The sequence below is a fragment of the Mycolicibacterium setense genome, from assembly GCF_000805385.1.
Classification (GTDB): domain Bacteria; phylum Actinomycetota; class Actinomycetes; order Mycobacteriales; family Mycobacteriaceae; genus Mycobacterium; species Mycobacterium setense.
In genome coordinates this window covers 859,170-881,982 of the sequence record NZ_JTJW01000003.1, presented here as the reverse complement: position 1 = coordinate 881,982, position 22,813 = coordinate 859,170, and the positions used below count along the sequence as shown (strand labels likewise).

At 67.1% G+C, this 22,813-nt stretch carries 25 protein-coding genes; 16 read left to right on the top strand and 9 right to left on the bottom strand.

Annotated elements, in window-relative coordinates; translation table 11 throughout:
* Positions 1 to 10 precede the first annotated feature (10 nt).
* Entirely contained in the window at positions 11 to 523 is a 513-nt protein-coding gene (gene msrA, locus QQ25_RS05710) for a peptide-methionine (S)-S-oxide reductase MsrA (RefSeq protein ID WP_039326344.1), read from the top strand.
* A 5-nt stretch (positions 524 to 528) separates the two neighbouring features.
* Here msrA and QQ25_RS05705 read toward each other — a convergent pair whose 3' ends face one another.
* Positions 529 to 1,890 (bottom strand): cytochrome P450, encoded by a 1,362-nt coding sequence (locus QQ25_RS05705; protein ID WP_039377625.1) that lies wholly within the window; start codon positions 1,888 to 1,890, stop codon positions 529 to 531.
* Between the two features lie 91 nt (positions 1,891 to 1,981).
* Here QQ25_RS05705 and QQ25_RS05700 point away from each other — a divergent pair, with 91 nt between their 5' ends.
* Positions 1,982 to 2,566, top strand: a complete 585-nt coding sequence (locus QQ25_RS05700) for a TetR/AcrR family transcriptional regulator (protein WP_039377624.1) — start codon at positions 1,982 to 1,984, stop codon at positions 2,564 to 2,566.
* Here the strand turns inward: QQ25_RS05700 and QQ25_RS05695 are convergent.
* Complete coding sequence (locus tag QQ25_RS05695; protein ID WP_039326350.1) at positions 2,543 to 3,112, bottom strand: TetR/AcrR family transcriptional regulator; 570 nt, start codon at positions 3,110 to 3,112, stop codon at positions 2,543 to 2,545. The genes QQ25_RS05700 and QQ25_RS05695 overlap by 24 nt on opposite strands.
* A gap of 54 nt (positions 3,113 to 3,166) precedes the next feature.
* On the opposite strand from QQ25_RS05695, the gene QQ25_RS05690 reads away from it, so the two are divergent.
* Positions 3,167 to 3,838 carry a class I SAM-dependent methyltransferase gene (locus tag QQ25_RS05690; protein ID WP_039377622.1) on the top strand — a complete coding sequence of 224 codons (672 nt, stop codon included), beginning with the start codon at positions 3,167 to 3,169 and terminating at the stop codon, positions 3,836 to 3,838.
* Here QQ25_RS05690 and QQ25_RS05685 read toward each other — a convergent pair.
* From QQ25_RS05685 to QQ25_RS05665, 5 genes are all read right to left on the bottom strand, one after another.
* Positions 3,835 to 4,917, bottom strand: coding sequence for an MMP endo-(1,4)-3-O-methyl-alpha-D-mannosidase (locus tag QQ25_RS05685; protein WP_201774197.1), 1,083 nt, complete (start codon positions 4,915 to 4,917; stop codon positions 3,835 to 3,837). The two genes, QQ25_RS05690 and QQ25_RS05685, sit on opposite strands and share 4 nt — an antisense overlap.
* 7 nt (positions 4,918 to 4,924) lie before the next feature.
* Positions 4,925 to 5,647, bottom strand: coding sequence for a class I SAM-dependent methyltransferase (locus QQ25_RS05680; protein WP_039377621.1), 723 nt, complete (start codon positions 5,645 to 5,647; stop codon positions 4,925 to 4,927).
* Complete coding sequence (locus QQ25_RS05675) at positions 5,641 to 6,885, bottom strand: MMP alpha-(1->4)-mannosyltransferase (protein WP_039326353.1); 1,245 nt, start codon at positions 6,883 to 6,885, stop codon at positions 5,641 to 5,643. The genes QQ25_RS05680 and QQ25_RS05675 overlap by 7 nt, the downstream gene beginning before the upstream one ends.
* Before the next feature lie 130 nt (positions 6,886 to 7,015).
* A complete protein-coding gene (locus QQ25_RS05670; RefSeq protein WP_039326356.1) occupies positions 7,016 to 7,471 on the bottom strand; it encodes a PPOX class F420-dependent oxidoreductase in 456 nt (151 codons plus the stop codon).
* 9 nt (positions 7,472 to 7,480) lie between these two features.
* Entirely contained in the window at positions 7,481 to 8,029 is a 549-nt protein-coding gene (locus tag QQ25_RS05665) for a cysteine peptidase family C39 domain-containing protein (protein ID WP_039327164.1), read from the bottom strand.
* Positions 8,030 to 8,152: 123 nt separating this feature from the next.
* Between QQ25_RS05665 and QQ25_RS05660 the strand changes: the two genes are divergently transcribed.
* The 7 genes from QQ25_RS05660 (at position 8,153) to QQ25_RS05630 (ending at position 13,666) form a co-directional block, all read left to right on the top strand.
* Entirely contained in the window at positions 8,153 to 8,443 is a 291-nt protein-coding gene (locus QQ25_RS05660; RefSeq protein ID WP_234706232.1) for a hypothetical protein, read from the top strand.
* A 47-nt stretch (positions 8,444 to 8,490) separates the two neighbouring features.
* Positions 8,491 to 9,285 (top strand): DUF427 domain-containing protein, encoded by a 795-nt coding sequence (locus QQ25_RS05655; RefSeq protein WP_039377619.1) that lies wholly within the window; start codon positions 8,491 to 8,493, stop codon positions 9,283 to 9,285.
* Positions 9,286 to 9,357: 72 nt separating this feature from the next.
* A complete protein-coding gene (locus QQ25_RS05650; RefSeq protein WP_039377618.1) occupies positions 9,358 to 11,187 on the top strand; it encodes a hypothetical protein in 1,830 nt (609 codons plus the stop codon).
* Positions 11,187 to 11,369, top strand: coding sequence for a hypothetical protein (locus QQ25_RS05645; RefSeq protein ID WP_039377617.1), 183 nt, complete (start codon positions 11,187 to 11,189; stop codon positions 11,367 to 11,369). Before QQ25_RS05650 ends, QQ25_RS05645 begins: the two co-directional genes overlap by 1 nt.
* Positions 11,366 to 11,806, top strand: coding sequence for a hypothetical protein (locus QQ25_RS05640; RefSeq protein WP_039377616.1), 441 nt, complete (start codon positions 11,366 to 11,368; stop codon positions 11,804 to 11,806). The genes QQ25_RS05645 and QQ25_RS05640 overlap by 4 nt, the downstream gene beginning before the upstream one ends.
* Positions 11,803 to 13,089: a hypothetical protein gene (locus QQ25_RS05635; protein ID WP_039377615.1), complete on the top strand. Its 1,287-nt coding sequence runs from the start codon at positions 11,803 to 11,805 to the stop codon at positions 13,087 to 13,089. Before QQ25_RS05640 ends, QQ25_RS05635 begins: the two co-directional genes overlap by 4 nt.
* A 10-nt stretch (positions 13,090 to 13,099) precedes the next feature.
* Positions 13,100 to 13,666 carry an isochorismatase family protein gene (locus QQ25_RS05630; protein WP_276014867.1) on the top strand — a complete coding sequence of 189 codons (567 nt, stop codon included), beginning with the start codon at positions 13,100 to 13,102 and terminating at the stop codon, positions 13,664 to 13,666.
* Here the strand turns inward: QQ25_RS05630 and QQ25_RS05625 are convergent.
* On the bottom strand, positions 13,659 to 14,474 hold the full coding sequence (locus tag QQ25_RS05625) for an enoyl-CoA hydratase/isomerase family protein (protein ID WP_052235628.1): 816 nt from the start codon (positions 14,472 to 14,474) through the stop codon (positions 13,659 to 13,661). The two genes, QQ25_RS05630 and QQ25_RS05625, sit on opposite strands and share 8 nt — an antisense overlap.
* Before the next feature lie 69 nt (positions 14,475 to 14,543).
* Between QQ25_RS05625 and glgX the strand changes: the two genes are divergently transcribed.
* The 6 genes from glgX (at position 14,544) to QQ25_RS05595 (ending at position 21,387) form a co-directional block, all read left to right on the top strand.
* Entirely contained in the window at positions 14,544 to 16,661 is a 2,118-nt protein-coding gene (glgX, locus tag QQ25_RS05620; RefSeq protein ID WP_039377848.1) for a glycogen debranching protein GlgX, read from the top strand.
* Between the two features lie 300 nt (positions 16,662 to 16,961).
* Entirely contained in the window at positions 16,962 to 17,414 is a 453-nt protein-coding gene (locus QQ25_RS05615; RefSeq protein ID WP_039326365.1) for a MarR family winged helix-turn-helix transcriptional regulator, read from the top strand.
* Positions 17,411 to 18,250, top strand: coding sequence for an ATP-binding cassette domain-containing protein (locus tag QQ25_RS05610; RefSeq protein WP_039326366.1), 840 nt, complete (start codon positions 17,411 to 17,413; stop codon positions 18,248 to 18,250). Before QQ25_RS05615 ends, QQ25_RS05610 begins: the two co-directional genes overlap by 4 nt.
* A gap of 43 nt (positions 18,251 to 18,293) precedes the next feature.
* Entirely contained in the window at positions 18,294 to 19,046 is a 753-nt protein-coding gene (locus QQ25_RS05605) for an ABC transporter permease (RefSeq protein WP_039327204.1), read from the top strand.
* Between the two features lie 74 nt (positions 19,047 to 19,120).
* Positions 19,121 to 20,278 carry an acyl-CoA dehydrogenase family protein gene (locus QQ25_RS05600; RefSeq protein WP_039377614.1) on the top strand — a complete coding sequence of 386 codons (1,158 nt, stop codon included), beginning with the start codon at positions 19,121 to 19,123 and terminating at the stop codon, positions 20,276 to 20,278.
* 8 nt (positions 20,279 to 20,286) lie between these two features.
* Positions 20,287 to 21,387, top strand: a complete 1,101-nt coding sequence (locus QQ25_RS05595; RefSeq protein ID WP_039377613.1) for an acyl-CoA dehydrogenase family protein — start codon at positions 20,287 to 20,289, stop codon at positions 21,385 to 21,387.
* Here QQ25_RS05595 and QQ25_RS05590 read toward each other — a convergent pair.
* Positions 21,337 to 22,791, bottom strand: coding sequence for an MFS transporter (locus QQ25_RS05590; protein ID WP_039377612.1), 1,455 nt, complete (start codon positions 22,789 to 22,791; stop codon positions 21,337 to 21,339). The two genes, QQ25_RS05595 and QQ25_RS05590, sit on opposite strands and share 51 nt — an antisense overlap.
* Positions 22,792 to 22,813 lie beyond the last annotated feature (22 nt).

The following is a 22,813-nucleotide window of genomic DNA, read 5'->3' as shown; positions in this document are numbered from 1 at the left end:
AATGGGGCACATGGGTAACTATTCGACAGCGATCCTCGCGGGCGGCTGCTTCTGGGGCATGCAGGACCTGATCCGCAAGCAACCCGGCGTGATTTCCACTCGGGTGGGGTACACCGGCGGTCGCAACGACCACCCGACATACCGCAATCATCCGGGTCACGCCGAGGCCGTCGAGATCGTCTACGACCCGGCGCAGACCGATTACCGCGCGCTGCTGGAGTTCTTCTTCCAGATCCACGATCCGTCCACCAAGGACCGGCAGGGCAATGACGTCGGCAGCAGCTACCGGTCGGCGATCTTCTACCTCGACGACGAGCAGAAGCGCATCGCGCTGGACACCATCGCCGACGTGGACGCGTCGGGATTGTGGCCGGGCAAGGTGGTCACCGAGGTGACCGCGGCAGGCGATTTCTGGGAGGCCGAGCCCGAGCATCAGGACTATCTGTTGCACTACCCGAACGGGTACACCTGCCACTTCCCACGGGCGGGCTGGAAGCTGCCGAAGCGGCAGACGACGAGCTAGCGACTTCAGGTGCCCAGCGGCGTGGCGCGGCGGTGCACGACGACGCGTCCGCCCGATTTCGGCGTATAGGCCACCCCGCGCGAGTGCACCTTCTCGCCGGGCGCGGTGGTGGTGTCGATGACGAAGTGCCGCAACACCGTTCGGAGTACCACGTCCATTTCGACGTTGGCGAACACCGCTCCGACGCAGCGTCGCGTGCCGCCGCCGTACGGTAGCCAGCCCAGACCCGGACGGCTGCCGACGAATCGTTGCGGGTCGAATCGGTCCGGGTCGGCGAACTCCCGTTCGGCCTCCTGGATCTGCGAGATGGCCACGATGACGGAGTGGCCCTGCGGAATCTCCCACTCCCCCAGCCGGATCGACGGTGCGTAGACGTGGCGGCCGGCGAAGTCGATGACCGTGCGGTTGCGTTGCACCTCCAGGATGGTCGCCTGGCGGTATTCGTTGTCGTCGGTGGCGGCCTCGGCCACCAGATCGGCCAGTACCTGCGGATGACGACTGATCCGCTCGAACGCCCAGCCAAGGGTCGACGCCGTGGTCTCGTGCCCGGCGGCCAGCAAGGTCAGGAGCTCGTCTCCGATGTCCTTGCGGGACATGGCCGATCCGTCCTCGTAGGTGCTGCGCAACAGCAGCGCCAGGATGTCGTCGCGCTGGTCGAACTCGGGATCGGCCTCGACCCGGTCGATCAGCCGGTCGATGACGGCGTCATAGCGTCGGCGGTACGAGGCGAGCCGCCCCCAGGGACTGAACCGGCCGTACGTCCGGGTCGGGGTGGGTACGACCACCAGCCGTGAGCCCAGGGTGACCCAGGGCGGGATGATGCGGCGCAACTCGTCGAGTTGCTCGCCATCGGCGCCGAACACCGCGCGCAAGATCGCGTTGAGGGTGATCCGCATCATCGGTTCGAGCGTCTCGAACTGCCGGCCTTCCGGCCAGTTCGCCGTTTCCCGCAGGGTTTCCTCTTCGAAGATCTGCTCGTAGTTCCGGATGCTCTTGCCATGGAACGGCGGAGTGAGCAGCTTGCGGCGGCGCCGGTGGTCGGTGCCGTCGAGGGCGAAGACCGATCCGGATCCGAGGATGCGGCTGAGGTTGGGCTGGATGTTGCCGACGTCGTCAGTGTTGGCGGTGAACAGCTGCTTGGCCAGCTGGGCGTCGGCGACGATCACGGTGGGGCCGAAGATCGGGAGCTTGAGGCTGAAGACATCGCCCTGACGGCGAGCGATCTGCTTGACCACCCAGCGCCTGGCCAGCGCGAAGCCGATGGCCTGCAACGGCTTCGGCAGACCGGCGGGCGGCGGAACTCGTCCCGACGCTGCGCTCTCGGTGAGGTTCTCGGTGGTCTTCTCTGCAGCTACGAGCTCGGTCATACCATCTCCAGCCAGTCCTGGTACCGCGCGGTACCAATCGTTATGAGGTACGGTACTCCCAGGTACCAGGCAACGCAAGGGGGTCGGCGCGATGACCTACCGGCTGCGCTTGCTCGACGGGCTGGCCGCAGCGATCAGTGACAAGGGCTACCGCGAGACCACGGTGGCCGACATCGTCCGCCACGCCCGCACCTCCAAGCGCACCTTCTACGACCAGTTCGGCACCAAAGAGGACGGCTTCCTCGAACTGTTGCGCGCCAACAATGCCGCCCTGGTCGAGCGCATCCAGACCGCCGTCGAACCCGAGGCGCCCTGGCGCGACCAGATCGGGCAAGCGGTGGGCGCCTACGTCGACCACATCGCCTCGGCCCCGGCCATCACGCTGAGCTGGATCCGCGAACTGCCCGCACTGGGCAGCAGGGCGCGCCCGCTGCAGCGCGCCGCCCTACGCGAGCTGACCGATCTGCTCATCGAACTCAGCGGCAGCGCCGGCTTTCAGCGGGCAGGCCTACCTCGGCTCACCGAGCCGATGGCCATCATCCTGCTCGGCGGGCTGCGCGAGTTGACCGCGCTGATCGTCGAGGACGGCCGCGACATCCACGACATCCACGGGCCTGCGGTGGCCGCGTCGACGGCGATCATGACCGCGAATTCAGCTGAACAACAACCGCGCTGACTTCTCCAGTCGCTGTGTCACAGCCGTGTATGGGTCATAACCCATGCCCGCCCACACCAGGGTGCCGGTGTACAACAATTCCAGCGCTTCGATGATGTCCAGGTCCACATCGGGACCCAATGCGGCAACCAGCCGGCCGCGGATGTCGCCACCGATGCGCTGACGCAATACCTCGACGTCAGGATCCTTGCCGAGCAGCGCGTTGGTCACCGCCGAAGCGAACTCGGGTTCGTCAGCCACCAGTGACGCGATGTGCTGCAGCACCTCGACCACCCGGGTGGCCGGGTCGGCCGAGGTGTGCGCGGCCGGCGGCGCGGCCGAGAGGCGGCGCCAGAACACCTCGGCCACGAGGTGTTCCTTGGAGGAGAAGTAGGTGTAGGCGGTCGCCGCCCCGACGCCCGCCTCGGCAGCCACCCGGCGCACGGTCAGCCCGGCGAATCCGTCCCGGATGATCAGTTGCAAGGCGGCTTGGCCCAGACGTTCCACGGTGTCGGCCTGCCGGGCGCTCAGGCGGCGGCGCGTCGACTCCAGGGCCGCATCAGACACGTGTCCGGACGCTACTACAACCGCCACTCACCAGCAACGGTAGGTTGTGCAGTCATGAGCACCGCTGACACCGCACTGCCGCCCCGCGCCGAGCGCCTGTTCGCCCTTGCCGAGCAGGTCACCGGATTCATGCCGGCCGACGAGGGCCGCGCCCTCTACGACGCCGCGGTGCGTTATCTCGGCGGCGGGGTCGGGGTCGAGATCGGCACCTACTGCGGCAAGTCGACGGTCATGCTGGGCGCGGCCGCGCAGGAGACGGGGTCGGTGCTCTACACCGTCGACCATCACCACGGGTCGGAGGAGCATCAGGCCGGCTGGGAGTACCACGACACGACCATGGTCGATCCGGTGACCGGGCTGTTCGACACCCTGCCCACGATGCGCCACACCCTCGATGCCGCCGGCCTGGACGAGCACGTGGTGGCCGTCGTCGGCCGCTCACCCGTGGTGGCCCGCGGCTGGCGAATGCCGTTGCGCTTCTTGTTCATCGACGGCGGTCACACCGAGGAGGCCGCGCAGCGCGACTTCGACGGCTGGGCCCGCTGGGTCGAGGTGGGCGGCGCCCTGGTCATCCACGACGTGTTCCCCGATCCCGCCGACGGCGGGCAGGCGCCGTTCCACATCTACCAGCGCGCGCTGGCGACAGGCGCCTTCGACGAGGTCGCCGCGATGGGTTCGATGCGGATTCTCCAGCGGTCCTCCGGGGAACCCGGGCAGCTGGACTAGCGGTCGCCGGCCTTCGGGCCCGCCACGCACTCGCAGTCGTATTCGCCCTCCAGGCCGCGTGGCAGCCCCACGCCCCGGAAGATGCCACTGGCCGCGGTGGTCTGCGACAGCGCGTCGGCGGCCAGGATCATGGCTGCGCCGGTCCACGTGGTGCGCTCCTCGGGCCAGCGCTTGCCATCGGCGAAAACCAGCCCGGTCCAATAGGATCCGTCGTCTTCGCGCAGGTGCTGCATGGCCGCGAACTGTTCGTGAGCGCGTCGGGTGTCACCCATCGCATCCAGCGCCATCACCAGCTCGCAGGTCTCCGCGCCGGTGACCCAGGGCCGGTGATCGACACACCGGATACCCAGCCCGGGCACCACGAAGTCGTCCCAGCGGTCGTCGATCCGGGATTGCGCCGCGGCGCCGCGCAGTGCCCCTCCGAGCACCGGGTAGTACCACTCCATCGCATGGGTGTCCTTGGCGGAGAAGGCCTCTGGATGCGCGGCGATGGCGTGCCCGAGACGGCCGACGGCGACCTCCCATTCCGGCTGAGGGTCGTCGAGGTAATCGGCGAGGGCCAGCCCGCACCGGATGCTGTGGTACACGCTGGCGCAGCCGGTCAGCAGTGCCTCTTCGACCGGGCCGGATGGGCTTGCAGCCCAATAGATCTCGCCACCCGAAGCTTGCAGGCCCAGCACGAAGTCGAGCGCGCCGGTCACCACCGGCCACATCGACTCGGCGAAGGCCCGGTCCCCGGTGATCAACACGTGGTGCCAGACACCGGTAGCCACGTAGGCGCAGAAGTTGCTGTCACTGTTGGCGTCTTCGACGACACCGTTGCGCAGCTGGATCGGCCACGAACCATCGGCGCGCTGCACGGTGCGGCACCAGTCAAAGGCCGCGCGGGCCGGCTCGATCAGCCCGGCCACGGTCAACGCCATGGCGTTCTCGACGTGATCCCACGGGTCGGTGTGACCGCCGTCGAACCACGGCAGGGCTCCCGAAGATTCCTGGGTCGCGGCGATCGACCGCGCGGTCTGCAGGCAGTCTTCCGGCGTCAGAACTCCGGGCACACCGGGAATCTCAGACTTCAGCACCGCTGGCCTACCCGTTGAATTCGGGCTTGCGGAAATAGAGTGCCACGCTCTTGCCGATCACCGGGTTCAGCAGCGACTCGGCGGTGCGGGTCAGCCAGGGCCGGCCCATCATGTCCCACACCAACAGCTGGTGATAAGCCTTGACGGCCGGGTGATCGTTCTTCTCGGTGCCGACAAGGCATTTGAGCCACCAGTACGGCGAGTGCAGCGCATGCTCGTGGTGCGTGTGAGTGAGCTTGAGCCCGTGCGCAAGGACCTTGTCCCGCAGCTCGTCGGCCTTGTAGATGCGGATGTGTCCGCCCTCGTTGGCGTGATACTCGTCCGACAGCAGCCAGCACAATTTCTCCGGGAGCCAACGCGGCACGGTGATGGCAAGTGAGCCACCGGGTTTGAGCACACGCACCAGCTCGGCGATCGCCTCATCGTCTTGCGGAACGTGTTCCAGGATCTCGGAGGCGATGACGCAGTCGAAGCTCGAGTCGGGGTAGGGCAGGTCGAGCGCGTCCCCCTTGACCGCCTCGCCCTTGGCTGACAACGGGACCTCGCCCGCTTCCCGCATGGCCTGCAGCATCGTGTCGACATCGTTGAGGTCGGACACACTTTGGTCGAAGCCGATGACGTTGGCCCCGCGCCGGTACGCCTCGAAGGTGTGCCGGCCCGCGCCGCAGCCGACATCGATCACGGTGGTGCCGGGGCCCACGCCGAGGCGGTCGAAATCGACGGTCAGCATTGCGTTACCTTTCTGGTCCGCTCACGGGCCATCTCGTACACCGATACCGTCTGTGCGGCAACCGATTCCCAACTGAAGACGTCCAACGCTCGCTGACGGCCCGCCGCGCCGAGCTTGCGGCGCTCCAACGGTGAATCGAGCAGTTCGCCGAGCACCGCGGTCAACTCGTCGACATCGGCCGGGCGCACCAACCGGGCGCAGGTGCCGTCGTCGCCGACCACCTCGGGCAGCGCACCCGCACGGCTCGCCACGATGGGGGTGCCACTGGCCATGGCTTCCACGGCGGGCAGCGAGAACCCTTCATACAGCGACGGGATACACGCCACCTCGGCCGATGCCAGCAGCGCGGCGAGTTCCTCGTCGCTCAGCCCGCTGGAGCTGTGCACGATGTCGGAGATGCCCAGTTCGGCGATCAGTTTCTCGGTCGGACCGTTCGGCTCGAGCTTCGACACCAACTGCACGTCGAGGTTGCGTTCCACCCGCAACCGGGCCACCGCATGCAGCAGATGGCTGACGCCCTTGAGCGGTACGTCCGCGCTGGCGATGGCGATGATGCGACCGCTCACCCGGTGTTCGGCAGGCTTGAAGAGTTCGGTGTCCACCCCCAGCGGCACGATGTGCAGCTGACTCGGTGCCACGCCGAAGTCCTCGGCGATGTCGGCGGCCGAGGATGACGAGACGGTGAGCAGTTCGGGGATCCTGCGGGCCACCTTCTTCTGCATCTCCGCGAACCCGTACCAACGCCGGACCAGCGGCTTGCGCCACCACTTGGCGGCGGCGATCTCGACCACTCGGTCCCGGGTGATGGGGTGGTGCACCGTGGCGACCACCGGCAGTCCCAGGCCGGCGATCTTCAGCAGCGCCGAGCCCAGGCTCTGGTTGTCGTGGACGACGTCGAACTCGTCGCGGCGCTCGGCCAGGATCCGGGCGACCCGCATGGTGAAGGTCCGCGGCTCGGGAAACCCGGCGCTCCACATGGTGGCCAGCTCCAGGGCGTCGATGCGGTCGCGGATCTCGCTGGGCCTCGGCACGCGGAACGGGTCCGGCTCGCGGTACAGGTCGAGGCTGGGGACCTTGGTCAACGTGACCCGGGGGTCCAGGCCCTCGGGGTAGGGCTGGCCGGAGAACACCTCGACGTCGTGGCCGAGTTCGGCCAGGCCGCGGCTCAGATGGCGTACATAGACGCCCTGGCCACCGCAATGAGTCTTGCTCCGATAGGACAGCAACGCGATACGCATAATCAGATCACCCGACGGCCGGAATCGTGCTGAGCTGGGAATACACGCTCACGCGTCGACTCCGAACCCTCTGGACATGTGTCCAGACTATAGTTTGACCTGCTAGCCAACGCAACGCGTCGCCCGGCGTTCAGGGCGGCGGGAATCCACCCGTGGCTATCGGGCCCCACCGCGCGGGCGTGATCCGGATCAGGCACTTGCCCTGGTCCACCATCGCCTGCCGGTATTCGTCCCAGTCGGGATGCTCACCGGCGACAGCTCGGAAGTAGTCGACCAGCGGCTCCACGGCTTGGGGCAGTCCGATCACCTCGGCCTCACCGTCGACTTGGACGTACGGTCCGTTGAACTCCTCGGACAGCACCGTCACGCTGGCCCGGGGCGTGCGCCGGATGTTGGCGGCCTTCGCCCGCTGCGGATAGCTGGCGATCACGATGCGGCCGCGATCGTCGACCCCGCCCGTCACCGGCGAGGTCTGCAGCGAGCCGTCGGCGCGGAACGTGGTCAGCACCATGTGATGTCGTGGTCGCACGAACTCCAGGAGTTTATCGAGACCTACGGTGTCGGCGGTCGCATACTTTCGGGCCATGTCCTGACGTTAGTGGCCGTCGCGCGGCACGACGAACGCGAACGGCCGGGGAAATCCCAGCCCGGTCAGCCGGGCACCGCGCACAGCCGCGACATCGACGGGCAGCACCTTGCCCGACGACGGTTCGTAACACTCCAGGACATCCCCGTCCGCGTCGACGGCGCCGAGGATCAGCACCCAGTGCCGCGGAATTCCGCGCTCGCCGATGAGCATCGCCACCGGCCAACCTCCGGCGATGGCATTCCGCACATCCGACAACGCGTCGCCCGCGCCGCGAAAGCGCCGCCATCGGTATGTGACTCCGCGTTTCGCGCTGTGGTCGGTCAGCGCACGGGCCATCCCCGCGGGCGTGGTCCCGAGTTGCCGCGGCCAGATCCGGTTGACGGCAGCGTGTATTCGGCCCTGTTCCGCGGCGAACCAGGCCGCGCCGTCGGGATGCAGCAACTCCTCGCGATACGTGTGGTCCAGCACGGCACCGGCCACCACCGCAACTGTCGGGCCGCACGTCACCCCGTCGCGCTGCCGTAGCCGCAAGGCCGCCAATTTCGCTGGCTTCACACAGATCCGGTCATTGATGCGATCAATTTCTGCCATCGGAACTAAAGCTTCTGAGCTGCCGGTTCTACCGGACATATCGCAGCGTATCGAAACGCCGCGAATCACAACAGGAGGCGCATTCCAGTGCGAGACACCATCGCCAAGTCACGAATCGTCGCCGCGGCCGTGGGCGTTGCGGTGGCGGCAGTCATCGGATCGGCCGGGGCCGCAACGGCGGCGCCCAGTGGCCCCAGCAATGCCGAGCAGACCATCAGAGAGCTTCAGTCCCAGGGCTACACGGTGATCGTCAACCGTCTGGGTTCCGCACCGCTGGACAAGGCATCGGTGGTCGCCGTGCGGCCCGGGCCGAACTTCAGCCGCACCGACACGCTCAGTGCACTCACCCTGCGGACCATCTACGTCGACGTGAAGTAGACGTGAAGTAGCAGACAGCCGCCGCCGTCGGAGTCGATAATGACCGCATGGCAGTGAAAATGGCCGATCTGTTGGGCAGCACGTTGGATACTCTTCGATACCAGCCCACCGCCAAACGGATTCGGGTCTGCCTGGGTGGTGAGCCGGTGGCCGACACCAGCGCTGCCATCCTGGTGTGGGAACCGCGCCGGCCGGTGCCGACGTACGCGGTGCCGCGTTCGGCGTTGACAGCACAACTGGTTCCGGCGGGCGGGGATGTGGGCGATGACGAGATCCCCGGCTTCCTCGACCCGTCGGTACCTTTCACCGCACATACCTGCCCAGGGACCTCGTTCGACGTCATCGCCGGTGGTGAGTCCGGCGCAGCCGCGGCCTTTCGGCCCGACGATCCGGAGCTGGCCGACTACCTGATCCTCGACTTCGCGTCCTTCGAGTGGCGCGAGGAGGACGAGCCGATCGTCGCGCATCCGCATGACCCGTTCCACCGGATCGACATCCGGCGCAGCCGACGACGCATCCGCATCGAGCTCGACGGAACGGTGCTGGCCGAATCCTCCAGTGCCATGCTGCTATTCGAGACAGGGCTGCCCACCCGGCACTATCTTCCGCGCACGGATGTGACCGTCCCGCTCGATGTCAGCAACACCGTCACGTACTGCGCGTACAAGGGCCGGGCCACCTACTATTCGCCCGTCGGCGGCCCCGCCGATCTGGCCTGGTCCTACCACGAACCCTTGATCGACGCGGTGCAGGTCCGCGACCACGTCTGCTTCTTCGACGAACGTGTCGACGTATTTGTCGACGGCGAACGTATGGAGCGCCCCGTCACGCCCTGGAGCTGACCGAACGTCTGTTTCGAGCAGGCCGGTTCTGGCAACATCAGTCACACGATTGCCAGTCGACCGGAGGTCATGATGGGCTCACCGAATGTCACGCTCACCGCGGCTGCCGGTACCGAAGGCGGTGGTGCCGCACTCGACCAGGTGATCGGCATGTCGGTGGTCGCCATGATCGTCACCGTGGCGCTGCTGTGGATCGGTTACCTGCACCGCAACCGCCGCATCACGTGGCTGAACGACTTCGCCGAGTGGCTGGGCCGCAAGTTCCACCGCCCGCCGTGGGTGGCGTTGCAGGTGTTCCTGTTCACCGCGACCATCATCTGCGCGCTGTTCGGGTTCATCTGGGACGTCAGCCTGCACATCGGCAAAGGACGTGACGAAGGCCCGCTGGCCAACCCCGCGCATTACTTCATCCTGATCGGGCTCTTTCTGCTGTTCATCGCCGGCTCGATGGCCATCGTGCTGCCCTACGACAAGCCCGGTCCGGCCGCCATCCGGATCACCCGCAGCTGGTACGCCCCGGTGGGCGGCGTGCTGATGGCGCTGTGCGGGCTGTACGCACTCATCGGCTTCCCGCTCGACGACATCTGGCACCGCATCTTCGGTCAAGATGTCACGCTCTGGGGGCCAACGCATTTGATGTTGATCGGCGGCGCGGGGTTGTCACTGATCGCCGTGCTGTTGTTGGAGCACGAGGGCCGCGTGGCGATGGGCCCGGAAGGCGTGGCCGAGGACAGCAAGTTCAACAAGTTCCTCTACTTCCTGTCGTTCGGCGGCCTGTTCATCGGGCTCTCGGTGTTCCAGATCGAATACGACTTCGGTGTCGAACAATTCCGCCTGGTGCTGCAGCCGATGATGATCGCGGCGGCCGCGGCGCTGGCCGCCGTCGCGGCCCGGCTGGTGCTCGGCCCGGGCGCAGCATTGATCGCCGCCGGGTTCGCCTTGGCCCTGCGTGGGGCGGTGTCCCTCGTCGTCGGCCCGGTACTCGGTGCGCCGACGAGCTGGTTCGCGCTCTACCTCGGGCCGGCACTGGTGGTCGAATTGATCGCACTCACCCCGCTTGTCAAGCGCCCCACCCTTTTTGGCGCGGTGTCCGGTCTCGGCGTGGCGACCGTCGGACTGTGGCTGGAATCGTTGTGGATCGGCGCGGTCTACCACTATCCGTGGCCGACGAGCATGTGGGGTGAGGCGCTGGCGATGGCGATCCCGGTGGCCATCGCGATGGGTCTGTGCGGAGCGCTGCTGGCCCTGGTACTGACCGGGCAACCACTACCCAGGCCCGCGGTGGGTATCTCCATCGTGGTGGCCACGGTGCTGGTGATCGGCGGTGCGGTGGCCAACGGTCTGCGCACCGAGGTTCCGCAAAATGCCAGTGCCACCATCACTTTGACTGATCTGCCGGAGCGCAACGGCCAGCGCATGGCCTCGGCCGATGTGCAGATCACGCCGGACGATCTGATCAGCGACGACCCCGAGTGGGTGTCGATCCTGGCGTGGCAGGGTGGTCTGGACAACGATCGGGGTCTGGTGATCGATCGCCTGGAGAAGGCGGGCCCGGGCCATTACCGCTCGACGCGGCCCATCCCGGTTTCGGGCAGTTGGAAGACCCTGCTGCGCGTGCAGGACGGAAACACCATGGCCGGTGTGCCGATCTTCCTGCCCGCCGATCCGGGGATCGGTGCCACCGAGACGCCGGCGCTGGCCTCGAGCAACCGGGAGTTCGTGCAGGAGATCACGATTCTGCAGCGCGAGCGCAACCTCGACCACCCGACCTGGCTGTACAACGTGGCTTCTCTGGTGGTGCTGGTGTGCACTCTGATTCTGATCGCGGGGCTGACCTGGGGTGCCGGCCGGATCAACGCCAGGGAGATGGCCGCGGGCCGCGAACCTGCCGGACTGACGTGATGGATCCCGTCTACCAGGCTGACCACACGTTGCTGTTGGCGTTGCCGGCGTTCGCTCCGGCGGTCGTCGTGGTGGGTGTGGTGGTGTACGTGGCGATGCGCGACCGCCGCGGCGGCGGGGAGCCGCGTGATGACGCTCAAGATGAACGTACGGAGTCCTCAAGCGAAGATGGTTCACCGTGATCATCCTCAAACGCACTGTCATCGTCCTGGCGTCTGCTCTCACCCTGGTGACGGCCGGTTGCGGCGGCTCCGGCGAGTCTCAGAAGACCGACGGCGCAGCCGGTTCGGCCACCCCGTCGGCCACCACGGTCAATCCGTCGGACATGACCAACCCCCAGCAGGCACCGAACCGGCTGTTGATCGACGTCACCATCAAGGGCGGTGAGGTGACCCCGACCAACAAGCAGTTTCAGGGCAAGGCCGACGAGCCGATCGTGGTGCGGGTGAACAGCGACGCCGCCGATGAGTTGCATGTGCACTCCAATCCCGAGCACAGCTTCAAGATCGAGCCGCGCAACGGCCAGCAGTTCCAATTCACCGTCGACGTGCCGGGCACCGTCGACATCGAGCTGCATCACCTGAACCGCACGATCGCCAGCGTGCAAGTGCAGCAGTGACGCCCGCGTCGACCGCTCTACTGGCCCATGGTCTGGGCGGTTCGACCGATCTTCCGATTCCCTACACGTATGCGCTGATCGGCGCGGCGTGGACGCTGACGTTCACCTTTGCGGTGGTGGCGCTGGCCTGGCGGCAGCCCCGGTTCGATCCGGACAAGCCGGGCCTGCCACTTCCGTCCTGGGTGACGACCAGTCTGGATTCCGCGGTGACGCGCTGGGCCGTCGGTATCGGCTCGCTGGCCCTCACGGGTTGGGTCGCCTACACCGCCCTGACCCGGCCGGCGGATGCCAATCCGCTGCCGTTGGTCTTCTATGTGCTGCTGTGGGTGGGTGTGGTCGCGGCCTCGGTGTTGTTCGGCCCGGTGTGGCGGCTGATCTCACCCGTCCGCGCGGTGTACCGGTTTCTGCCTGGTCGCAGCCGTTGGCACTATCCGGAACGCATCGGCTACTGGCCTGCGGCCGTCGGCCTTTTCGCGTTCGTCTGGCTGGAGCTGGCCAGCCCCGACCCGGGTTCCGTTGCGGCCATTCGTAACTGGCTCCTGGTCTACCTGGTGGTGACGTTCACCGGCGCATTGTGCTTCGGGCAACGATGGTTGGAGAGCGCCGACCCGTTCGAGGTCTACAGCACGGTGGTGTCGAGACTCTCGCCGCTGCGCCGCCACGACGGGCGGATGGTGCTGGGCAATCCGTTCGATCACCTGCCCTCACTGCCGGTGCGGCCCGGGCTCGTCGCCGTGCTGGCGGTGCTGCTGGGTTCCACCGCGTTCGACAGTTTCTCGGCGATGCCCCAGTGGCGCGATTTCGTCGACGCACATTCGGCATCGCCGCTGAGCGCCAGCCTGATCCGTACCGCGGGCCTGCTGGTGTTCGCGGCCACGGTGGCGGCCACATTCTGGGCCGCCACCCGCACCACCGGAGGCGTCGACCGTCGGCTGCGACGCGAGTTGCCCGGTCTGATGGCGCATTCCCTCATCCCGATCGTCATCGGCTACGTCTTCGCGCACTACCTGTCCTATCTGGTGGAGCGCGGCCAGCAGGCGGTGATCCTGCTGTTCGGGCTGCATGACCTACAGGTCAGCTACTTCCTGTCGGTCCACCCGACGCTTCTGGCCAGTCTCAAGGTCGGATTCGTGCTGGCCGGTCATGTCGCCGGGGTGATCGCGGCGCATGACCGGGCACTGCGCCTGCTGCCGAAACCACACCAGCTCACCGGTCAGCTCGCGACGATGCTCGTGATGGTCGGCTACACCTTCACCGGGCTGTACCTGCTGTTCGGCGGGTAGCGTCGGGATCATGCAGATGTCCAAGACTCGGGCACTCATCGTCGTCGACGTACAGAACGATTTCTGCGAAGGCGGGTCGCTGGCGGTCGCGGGTGGGGCCGCGGTGGCGCGTGGCATCACCGCACTGCTGGCCGGCGATCACGGATACGACCACGTGGTGGCCACCAAGGATTTTCACATCGACCCGGGTGAGCATTTCTCCGACACCCCCGACTATCGGACGTCGTGGCCACGGCATTGCGTCGCCGACACGCCCGGAGCCGCTTTTCATGCCGACTTCGATCCGGCGGCGGTCGAGGCGGTGTTCGAGAAGGGCCACTATTCGGCGGCCTACAGCGGTTTCGAGGGTGTCGACGAGTCCGGGACGACGTTGGCCGACTGGCTGGCCGAGCGCGGTGTCGAAGCGGTCGACGTGGTGGGCATCGCCACCGACTACTGCGTGGCCGCGACCGCTGCCGACGCGATCAAGGCCGGGCTGCGTACCCGCGTGATCACCGGGTTGACGGCAGGCGTGGCGAGCGAGAGTTCGACGGCGGCGCTCGACCAACTACGCACGGCCGGAGCGCAAATCAGCTAGTCGGGTCGACGGGGCGACCCGACCAGCGCGGGTCCCGCCGTTCGACGTAGGCGCGCACACCTTCGCGGGCGTCATCGTGTGCCATCAGGCGCCGGTGGATCTCGGTCTCCCTCGTGCCGACGGCGGCCCGGTCGAGGTCGTAGGAATCCCACAGCAGCCGCTTGCTGGCCGCGACCGACATCGGTGCGGTGTTGACCGCGATGTCGTGCGCGAGTTCCAGTGCGGCGGGCAGCACCTGATCGGCCGGCAACACCCGGCTCCCCAGGCCGAGTGCGACAGCGCGATGCCCGTCGAATGTGGCGCCGGTCAACAGGATTTCCGCGGCGTTCGCCAGTCCCACCAGCCGGGGCAGGACCCAGTGCGAGTAGGCGTCGCCCACCATGCCGCGGCGGGCCTGCACCACGCCGTACCGCGCCTCCGCGGCGAAAATCCTGATGTCGCACTGCAATGCCAGCGTCAGCCCGATTCCGATGGCGTGCCCGTTGACGGCTGCGATCACCGGCTTGCCCAGGGACCAGGCCGGCACGGCCAACCCGGCCGCGGTGAACTCCTCGCCGGGCTCCGTGAAGGTCTGCTCCCCCGCCCCGAGGTCCGCACCCGCGCAGAAGGCGGGCGGGGTACCGGTCAGCACTATCGCCCGGATCGCATCGTCGGCGTCGCAGCGCAGGTAGGCATCGGCCAGTTCTTCGCGCATGCCGCCCCCGAAGGCGTTGCGCTGCTGGGGACGGTCCAACGTGATCAGCGCGACGGACTTGTCGACGCCGACCCGCACGGTCCGGTACTCCGGCAGCTCAGAACTGGTGATCACAGGGCGAACTTACCGCCGCTGGTTCGCCCGGCCGCAGTCTGCCGAGCACCGTATGGTCGATTTGTGACTTTGGAAACGTGGCGGGGCAAGGCTTACCCGCTCGGTGCGACATACGACGGTTCCGGCACCAACTTCGCGTTGTTCAGTGAGGTGGCTGACCGCGTCGAGCTGTGTCTGTTCGATCCCGACGAATCCGGGACGCTTCAGGAGACCCGGGTGACGCTGCCCGAGGTGGACGGGTTCGTCTGGCACGGTTTCATTCCGGGAATCGAGCCCGGCCAGCGGTACGGCTATCGGGTGCACGGCCCGTACGACCCTGCGGCCGGGCATCGCTGCAACCCGAACAAGCTTGTGCTGGATCCCTACGCCAAGGCCATCGAGGGCACCTTCGAATGGGGCCAGCCGCTGTTCTCCTACGACTTCGACGATCCGGGCCGCCGCAACGACGACGATTCGGCGGCCAACATGCCGAAGGCAGTGGTGATCAACCCGTATTTCGACTGGGGTGTCGATCATCCGCCCAGTCATGAGTACGCCGACACCGTGATCTACGAGGCGCACGTCAAGGGCCTCACCCAGACCCACCCGGACATTCCGGAGCAACTGCGCGGCACCTACGCGGCGGTCGCGCACCCGGCGATCATCGAGCATCTGAAAGCGCTGCGGGTCAACGCGCTCGAGCTGATGCCGGTGCACCACTTCGTGAATGACTCCACACTCGTGGACAAGGGTTTGTCGAACTACTGGGGTTACAACACGATCGGCTTCCTCGCACCCGACCCGCGCTACAGTTCGGCCGGCACCCCCGGCGGTCACGTCCAGGAATTCAAGGCGATGGTGCGCGAATTGCACGCCAATGACATCGAGGTGATCCTCGACGTCGTCTACAACCACACCGCCGAGGGCAACCACCTGGGGCCCACGCTCTCCATGCGCGGCATCGACAACGCTGCCTATTACCGGCTGGTGGACGACGACAAGCAGTACTACATGGACTACACCGGAACCGGCAACAGTCTCAACGTCGGCCATCCCCACTCGCTGCAACTGATCATGGACTCGCTGCGCTACTGGGTCACCGAGATGCACGTCGACGGGTTCCGCTTCGACCTGGCCGCCACGCTGGCCCGCGAGTTCTACGACGTGGACCGGCTGAGCGCGTTCTTCGAACTGGTGCAACAGGATCCGATCGTCAGCCAGGTCAAGCTGATCGCCGAGCCGTGGGATGTCGGGCCGGGCGGCTACCAGGTGGGCAACTTTCCGCCGCAGTGGACCGAGTGGAACGGCAAGTTCCGCGACACTGTGCGGGACTACTGGCGTGGCGAGCCGGCGACGCTCGACGAGTTCGCCTACCGGCTGACCGGTTCGGCCGATCTCTATGAACAAACCGGCCGTCGCCCGTTCGCCTCGATCAACTTCGTCACCGCACATGACGGCTTCACGCTGCGTGACCTGGTGTCCTACAACGAAAAACACAATGAGGCCAACGGCGAGGACAATCGGGACGGGGAGAGCAACAACAAGTCGTGGAACTGCGGTGCCGAAGGGCCGTCGGACGATCCGGAGGTGAACACGCTGCGGGCCCGCCAGCAGCGCAACTTCCTGGCCACTCTGCTTCTCTCCCAAGGTGTTCCGATGCTCTCGCACGGCGACGAGCTGGGCCGCACTCAGCGTGGCAACAACAACGTCTACTGCCAGGACAACGACATCTCCTGGATCGATTGGGCCAGTGCCGATTCCGATCTGCTCGAGTTCACCCGCTCGGTGTCGGCGCTGCGTGCCGCGCATCCGGTGTTCCGGCGCCGCAGGTTCTTCGACGGCCGACCGGTACGCGAGGCGGGCAGCGCGGGACTTCCCGACATCGCCTGGTTCGCACCCGACGGTTCGGACATGACCGCCGAGGACTGGGAGACCGGGTATGCCAAGTCGGTGGCCGTGTATCTCAACGGACAGGGCATCGCCGACCCCGACGTCCGGGGCCAGCGCGTGGTGGACGACTCGTTCCTGCTGTGTTTCAACGCCCACTACGAGCCGATCGAGTTCGCCCTGCCACCGGCACAATTCGCGGCCCGCTGGGTTCCGGCGATCGGCACTTCGGCAAACTCCACACGCGATGCCGTCGGCGCCGGCGGCACGGTCAGGGTGGACGCGAGAGCCGTCCTGGTGCTGCAGTCGGAATCAGATTGAACGTCAATTCAAAGCGTTGCTCATCGGTCGGATGTCCCTGTCCTAACCAGGAAGTCTGGTACCTTGAGCATGTAGCAGCCGTGGCCGCCTAAGTAGACATTGAGCGCTTGTTCGATGTCCCTGGCCGGGCGGGCTGGGGGGTACGAGCCGAAGAGCGGCGGCAACTACCCTGTGGCCACGGCTGCGGCCTCTTGCGGGGGATCCCGGCGGCCTTTCACCCCGATTACATCGATTCATTTCGCGCGCATCGGCAGACCTCTCACATCCCAATACCTCTGTAGCAGAGGTATTGTGGCCCGCATGGAGGACCTACGCGATCTGGTGAGCGAGCTGTTCACCGTCGTCGGCCGGTTCCGCAGGCAGCTGCGCCGGTCCACCGGCGGTGGATTCGACGCCACCGGGTTGACGCAGTCGCAGGGCGAGCTGTTGCGCCTGGTCGGCCGTCGGCCGGACATCTCGGTGCGGGAATCGGCGGCCGAACTCAGCCTGGTGCCCAACACCGCGTCCACGCTGGTGTCCCGGCTGGTGGCCGACGGGCTGCTGATCAGGACCCCCGACGATTCGGATCGCCGGGTCGTCCGTCTGCGGCTCACCCCACCCGCGCAAGCGATAGCCGATGAGTCGCGCGCCGCCCGCCGGGCAGCGCTGACCGCCGCCCTGGCCCAGCTCGACGACGGCCAGATCAAGGCCCTGGCACACGGATTGGACGTGATGAGCGAACTGACCCGGCTGCTGCACGAGGGGGAGCAGTGACTTCCCCGGCGACCTCCCCGGCCATCGACTGCAACCAGCTGACCCACCGCTACGGCGCGTTCACCGCCGTCGACGGTCTCACTCTGCAGGTTCACCGCGGCGAGACCATGGGCCTGCTCGGCCCGAATGGCGCGGGCAAGACCACCGCGGTGCGGGTACTGACCACGCTCACACCGGTGCAGCAGGGCGAGGTGCGCATCTTCGGCCTCGACGCCTCCCGCCGCACCATGGACATCCGGCACAACATCGGCTATGTCCCGCAACAACTCTCGATCGAAGCGGCGCTGACCGGCAGGCAGAACGTCGAGTTGTTCGCGCGCCTGTACGACGTTCCACGCGCCGAACGCAGAGACCGGGTGAACCAGGCCCTGGAATCGATGCAGCTGCTCGATGTCGCCGACACCGTGGCGGGCAGCTACTCCGGTGGAATGGTGCGCCGGCTCGAGCTGGCACAGGCACTGGTCAACCGCCCGCTGCTGTTGATCCTCGACGAGCCGACCGTCGGGCTGGACCCCATCGCCCGCGACGGCGTCTGGAACCAGGTCGACCGGATGCAGGCCGAGTTCGGGATGACGGTGCTGCTCACCACGCACTACATGGGCGAGGCCGACGCCCTCTGCGACCGGGTGGCCCTGATGCACCACGGGCGGTTACAGGCTGTCGGTACCCCGGCTGAGTTGAAGGAACGGGTGGTGAAGGCCACCGTGGCCGAGGACGCGTCATTGGAGGACGTCTTCCGCCACTACGCCGGTTCGGATCTGACCGATGCCGAACAACAGTCGGGCGGCATGCGCGAGGTGCGCGCGACTCGCAGGACGGCCCGCCGTGTCAGCTGATGCTCTGGTCCTGGCCCCACGAGGGATGCGCCGGGTGCGTGCGATGGCCCGGCGGATGTCGGCCTTCGCGCTCGTCGAACTGCAGAAACTCCGCCACGACCGCACCGAGCTGTTCACCCGCATGGTGCAGCCCGCCCTGTGGTTGTTGATCTTCGGCCAGACCTTCAGCCGGATGCACGTCGTCGACACCGGCGGCGTGCCCTACCTGGCCTTTCTGGCGCCGGGCATCATCGCCCAATCGGCCCTGTTCATCTCGATCTTCTACGGCATCCAGATCATCTGGGACCGCGACGCCGGCATCCTGGCCAAGCTGATGGTCACCCCGGCACCGGCCTCCGCACTGGTGACGGGCAAGGCCTTCGCGGCCGGTGTGCGCTCGGTGGTGCAGGTGCTCGGGGTGGTGGCCCTGGCATATCTGATGGGCATCGCGATGACGGTCAATCCGCTACGCATCCTTGCCGCGATGGCCGTGGTGGCCCTCGGCGCGGCATTCTTCGCCTGCCTGTCGATGACGCTGGCCGGGCTGGTGCGCAAACGGGACCGGCTGATGGGCATCGGCCAGGCGATCACCATGCCGCTTTTCTTCGCGTCCAATGCGCTCTATCCCGTCGACATCATGCCGACGTGGCTGCGCTGGCTGTCCACCGTCAACCCGCTCAGTTATGAGGTCAACGCGTTGCGGGGGCTGCTGATCGGCACCCCAACCAACTGGGCGCTCGACATCGCCGTGCTGATCGCTTCGGCGGTGCTCGGTGTGGCGGTCGCCTCGCTGTTGTTGCGCCGCCTGGTGCGTTAGAGCGGCGGACCCTCGCAAGCCCAACCAACCGGGTGGTTTAGTGTGCAGTCAGATCCACCGAGAGGGAGACGGTCATGCAACTGGCGCTCACACCGGAGGAAGCAGCTTTCCGCGATGAGCTGCGCACCTTCTACACGACGAAGATTCCCGCCGAGCTTCGCGAACGAAACCGGCTCGGCCTGCCCCTGGGCAAAGAGGGCATCGTCACCGCGCACAAAATCCTCCATGAGCACGGCCTCGCGGTCCCCAACTGGCCCGTCGAGTGGGGCGGCAGGGACTGGACGCCCAACCAGCACCAGATCTGGCTCGACGAGATGCAGCTGGCGAGTGTCCCCGAGCCGCTGACCTTCAATGCCCGCATGGTCGGCCCGGTGATCGCCGAGTTCGGCTCCCAGGAGGTCAAGGAACGCTTCCTGCCGCCGACCGCGGCGCTCGACATCTGGTGGTGCCAGGGCTTCTCCGAGCCCGAGGCCGGATCCGACCTGGCCTCGCTGCGCACCACCGCGATCCGCGACGGCGACAGCTACGTGGTCAACGGTCAGAAGACCTGGACCACGCTGGGCCAGCACGCCGACTGGATCTTCTGCCTGGTCCGCACCGATCCGCAGGCCCCGAAGAAGCAGGCCGGCATCTCGTTCCTGCTGATGGACATGAACACGCCGGGCATCACGCTGCGCCCGATCAAGCTGATCGACGGCAGCTACGAGGTCAACGAGGTGTTCTTCGAGGACGTCCGGGTGCCCGCCGACCAGCTGGTCGGCGAGGAGAACCAGGGCTGGACCTATGCGAAGTTCCTGCTCGGCAACGAGCGCACCGGCATCGCCCAGGTGGCCCGCACCAAGGTTCGCCTGGCCGAGGTGAAGGAACGCGCCACCGCCAACGGCCTACTGGCCGATCCGCTGTTCGCCGCGCGCCTGGCCGAGGCCGAGAACGACGTGCTGGCATTGGAACTGACCCAGATGCGGGTTACCTCGGACTCGGCCGACGGCAAGCCCAGCCCGGCCTCGTCGGTGCTCAAACTCCGCGGCAGCCAGCTGCAGCAGACCGCCACCGAACTGCTGGTCGAGGTGGCCGGCGCCGACTCGCTGCCCTACGAGGCAGGCGATATCGCCTCACCGGAGTGGGCCCAGCACGCCGCCCCGCACTACCTCAACTACCGCAAGACCTCGATCTACGGCGGTAGCAACGAGGTGCAGCGCACCATCATCGCGTCCACCATTCTCGGATTGTGAGTTGAGCCATGGACTTTCAGCTAACTGACGAACAGACCCTGCTGGCCGACACCACCCGGGACCTGCTGTCGGGTTACGACACCGAAAAGCGGAACAAGGTGGTGGAGTCCGAGCCCGGATTCGACCGCCAGGTCTGGGGACAGCTCGCCGAGATCGGCGTTCTGGGACTGGGTTTCGACGAGGACTCCGGTGGCCAGATCGAGATCATGGTGGTGCTGAACGAGATCGGGCGCCGGCTGGCTCCCGAGCCGGTGCTACACGGGGCCATCGGGCCCGGCGCGATCATCGCCGAGGTGGGCACCGATGCCCAACGAGCACTTCTCGATGACGTCGCCGCCGGTGAGAAGATCCTCGCCTTCGCGCACGACGAGCCGGGCGTGCGCGGCACGGCAGGCCTCACGACCACCGCTACGCGCAGCGGTGACGGCTGGACGTTGAGCGGCACCAAGAACCCGGTGCTGGCCGGTGACATCGCCGACACGCTGATCGTCAGCGCGGCCCTTCCCGACGGTGGATCCGGGCTGTTCCTGGTGGACGCGGCGAACGTCACCCGGCAGGGTTACCGCACCTTCGACGGCCTGCGCGGCGCCCAGATCGATTTCGACGCCACGCCCGCCGAGCCGCTGGGTGAGGCCACCGATGCGACGGGTGCCATCACCAATGCCCTGGTGCGGATCTCGGCCGGCCTGTGCGCCGAGGCCGTCGGCGTGATGGACGAGTCGCTGCGGCTGACCACCGATTACCTCAAGCAGCGCAAGCAGTTCGGGGTCACGCTGAGCAAGTTCCAGACCCTGACGCAGCGCGCAGCCGACATGTACATGTCGCTGGAGCTGGCGCGCAGCATGGGCACTTACGCAGCGATGTCCATCGCCGACGGCGAGCTCGATCCGGTGATCGCGGCACGCGCCAAGCTGCAGATCGGACGGTCGGGCCGGCACATCGCGCAAGAGTCGATCCAGCTGCACGGTGGCATCGGCGTCACCGCGGAATACCCCGTCGGCCACTACGCGGCCCGGCTGACCGCGATCGAGCACACCCTGGGCTCGTCCGCCGATCAGCTACGGACGCTGGTCGGCCAGCTCGACAGCTACGAGATCGCCACGCTCTGAGGCATTCTCGGGCGCTTTCGGTATCGCCATGGCGATCAGGGCGGCGCCGGCAGCCGCAGCCGCGGCGATCAACAATGCGACCCGGAATCCGGGCAACGAGGGCAGCGCGTGCCCGGCGATCGTGACGGTCATCTGGGCCAGCACCGCGGTCATCACCGCGCTCGACATCGAGGTGCCCAGCGAGCGGGCCAGTGAGTTGATGCTGTTGGCGGACGCGGTTTCCGACACCGGCACCGCGGCGTTGATCAGGGCGGGCAGCGCCGCGAAGGCGAATCCGACCCCGAAGCTCACGATCAGGCCCAACACCATGACCCCGGCCGGGCTGCCGAGCAAGACGGTGCCGGCCAGGTAGCCCGTGGCGATGATCGCGCTGCCGATCACCAACACGAGCTTCGGCCCGCGTACGGCGAGCACCCGCGCGGCCACCGGTGCGGCCGCCATCATCGCCAGCCCGCCCGGCGCCATCCACAGGCCGGTGGCGATCATGCTCTGCCCCAGCCCGAATCCCGTTTCCCGGGGCATCTCCAACAGCTGAGGACCCACGAGGGACAACGCGAACATGCCGAAACCCACCGCGATGGACGACAGATTCGTCAGCAGCACAGGCCGTTTCAACGTGGTCCGCATGTCCACGATCGGCGAGGGAGCCCGGTACTGCCACCACGCGAAAACGGCGAACGTCACCAGCGCGGCCGCGAACAGGCCAAGTGTCGTGGCACTGCCCCAGCCCCACATCCCGCCCTTGGAGATCGGCAACAACAGCATCACCAGAGCGGCGCCCAGGGCCAGGGCGCCGATCGGGTCGAAGCGATGGTCCGACGACACCGGTTCCAGGTCGGGCACCAGCAGGACGAACAGGATGCCGGAGGCCAGGCCGAGTGCGGCCGAACACCAGAAGAGGGCATGCCAGTCGAAGTGTTCGGCGATCACCGCCGACAGCGGCAGACCCAACGCACCGCCGACCCCGAGCGAGGCGCTCATCAGTCCCATCGCCGAGCCCACCCGCTCGGCGGGCAAGGCCGCGCGCAGCACGCTGATGCCCAGCGGGATCACCGGCGCACCGAATCCCTGCAGGCCGCGGCCGATCACGAGAGGGATCAGCGAGGTGGTCAGGGCCGCGATCAGCGAGCCCAGAAACAGCAGTGCGGCGCACAGCACCAGGATTCGCTTGGGGCCGTACATGTCTCCGAGCCTGCCCAGCATGGGCGTGGCTACGGCGCCGGTCAGCAGTGTCGCGGTGATCGCCCAGGACGCGTTCGCCGCGCTGGTGTCGAGCAGCGCGGGCAGCTGCGGGATCAGCGGGATCATCAGGGTCTGCATGAGCGAGACGCTGATACCCGCGGCCGCGAGGACCGCGATCAGCAGCCCACCGGACGCCGATCGGCGCGTGGGCTGATTAGGCATACTAATGAAGATAGCGGGTCGG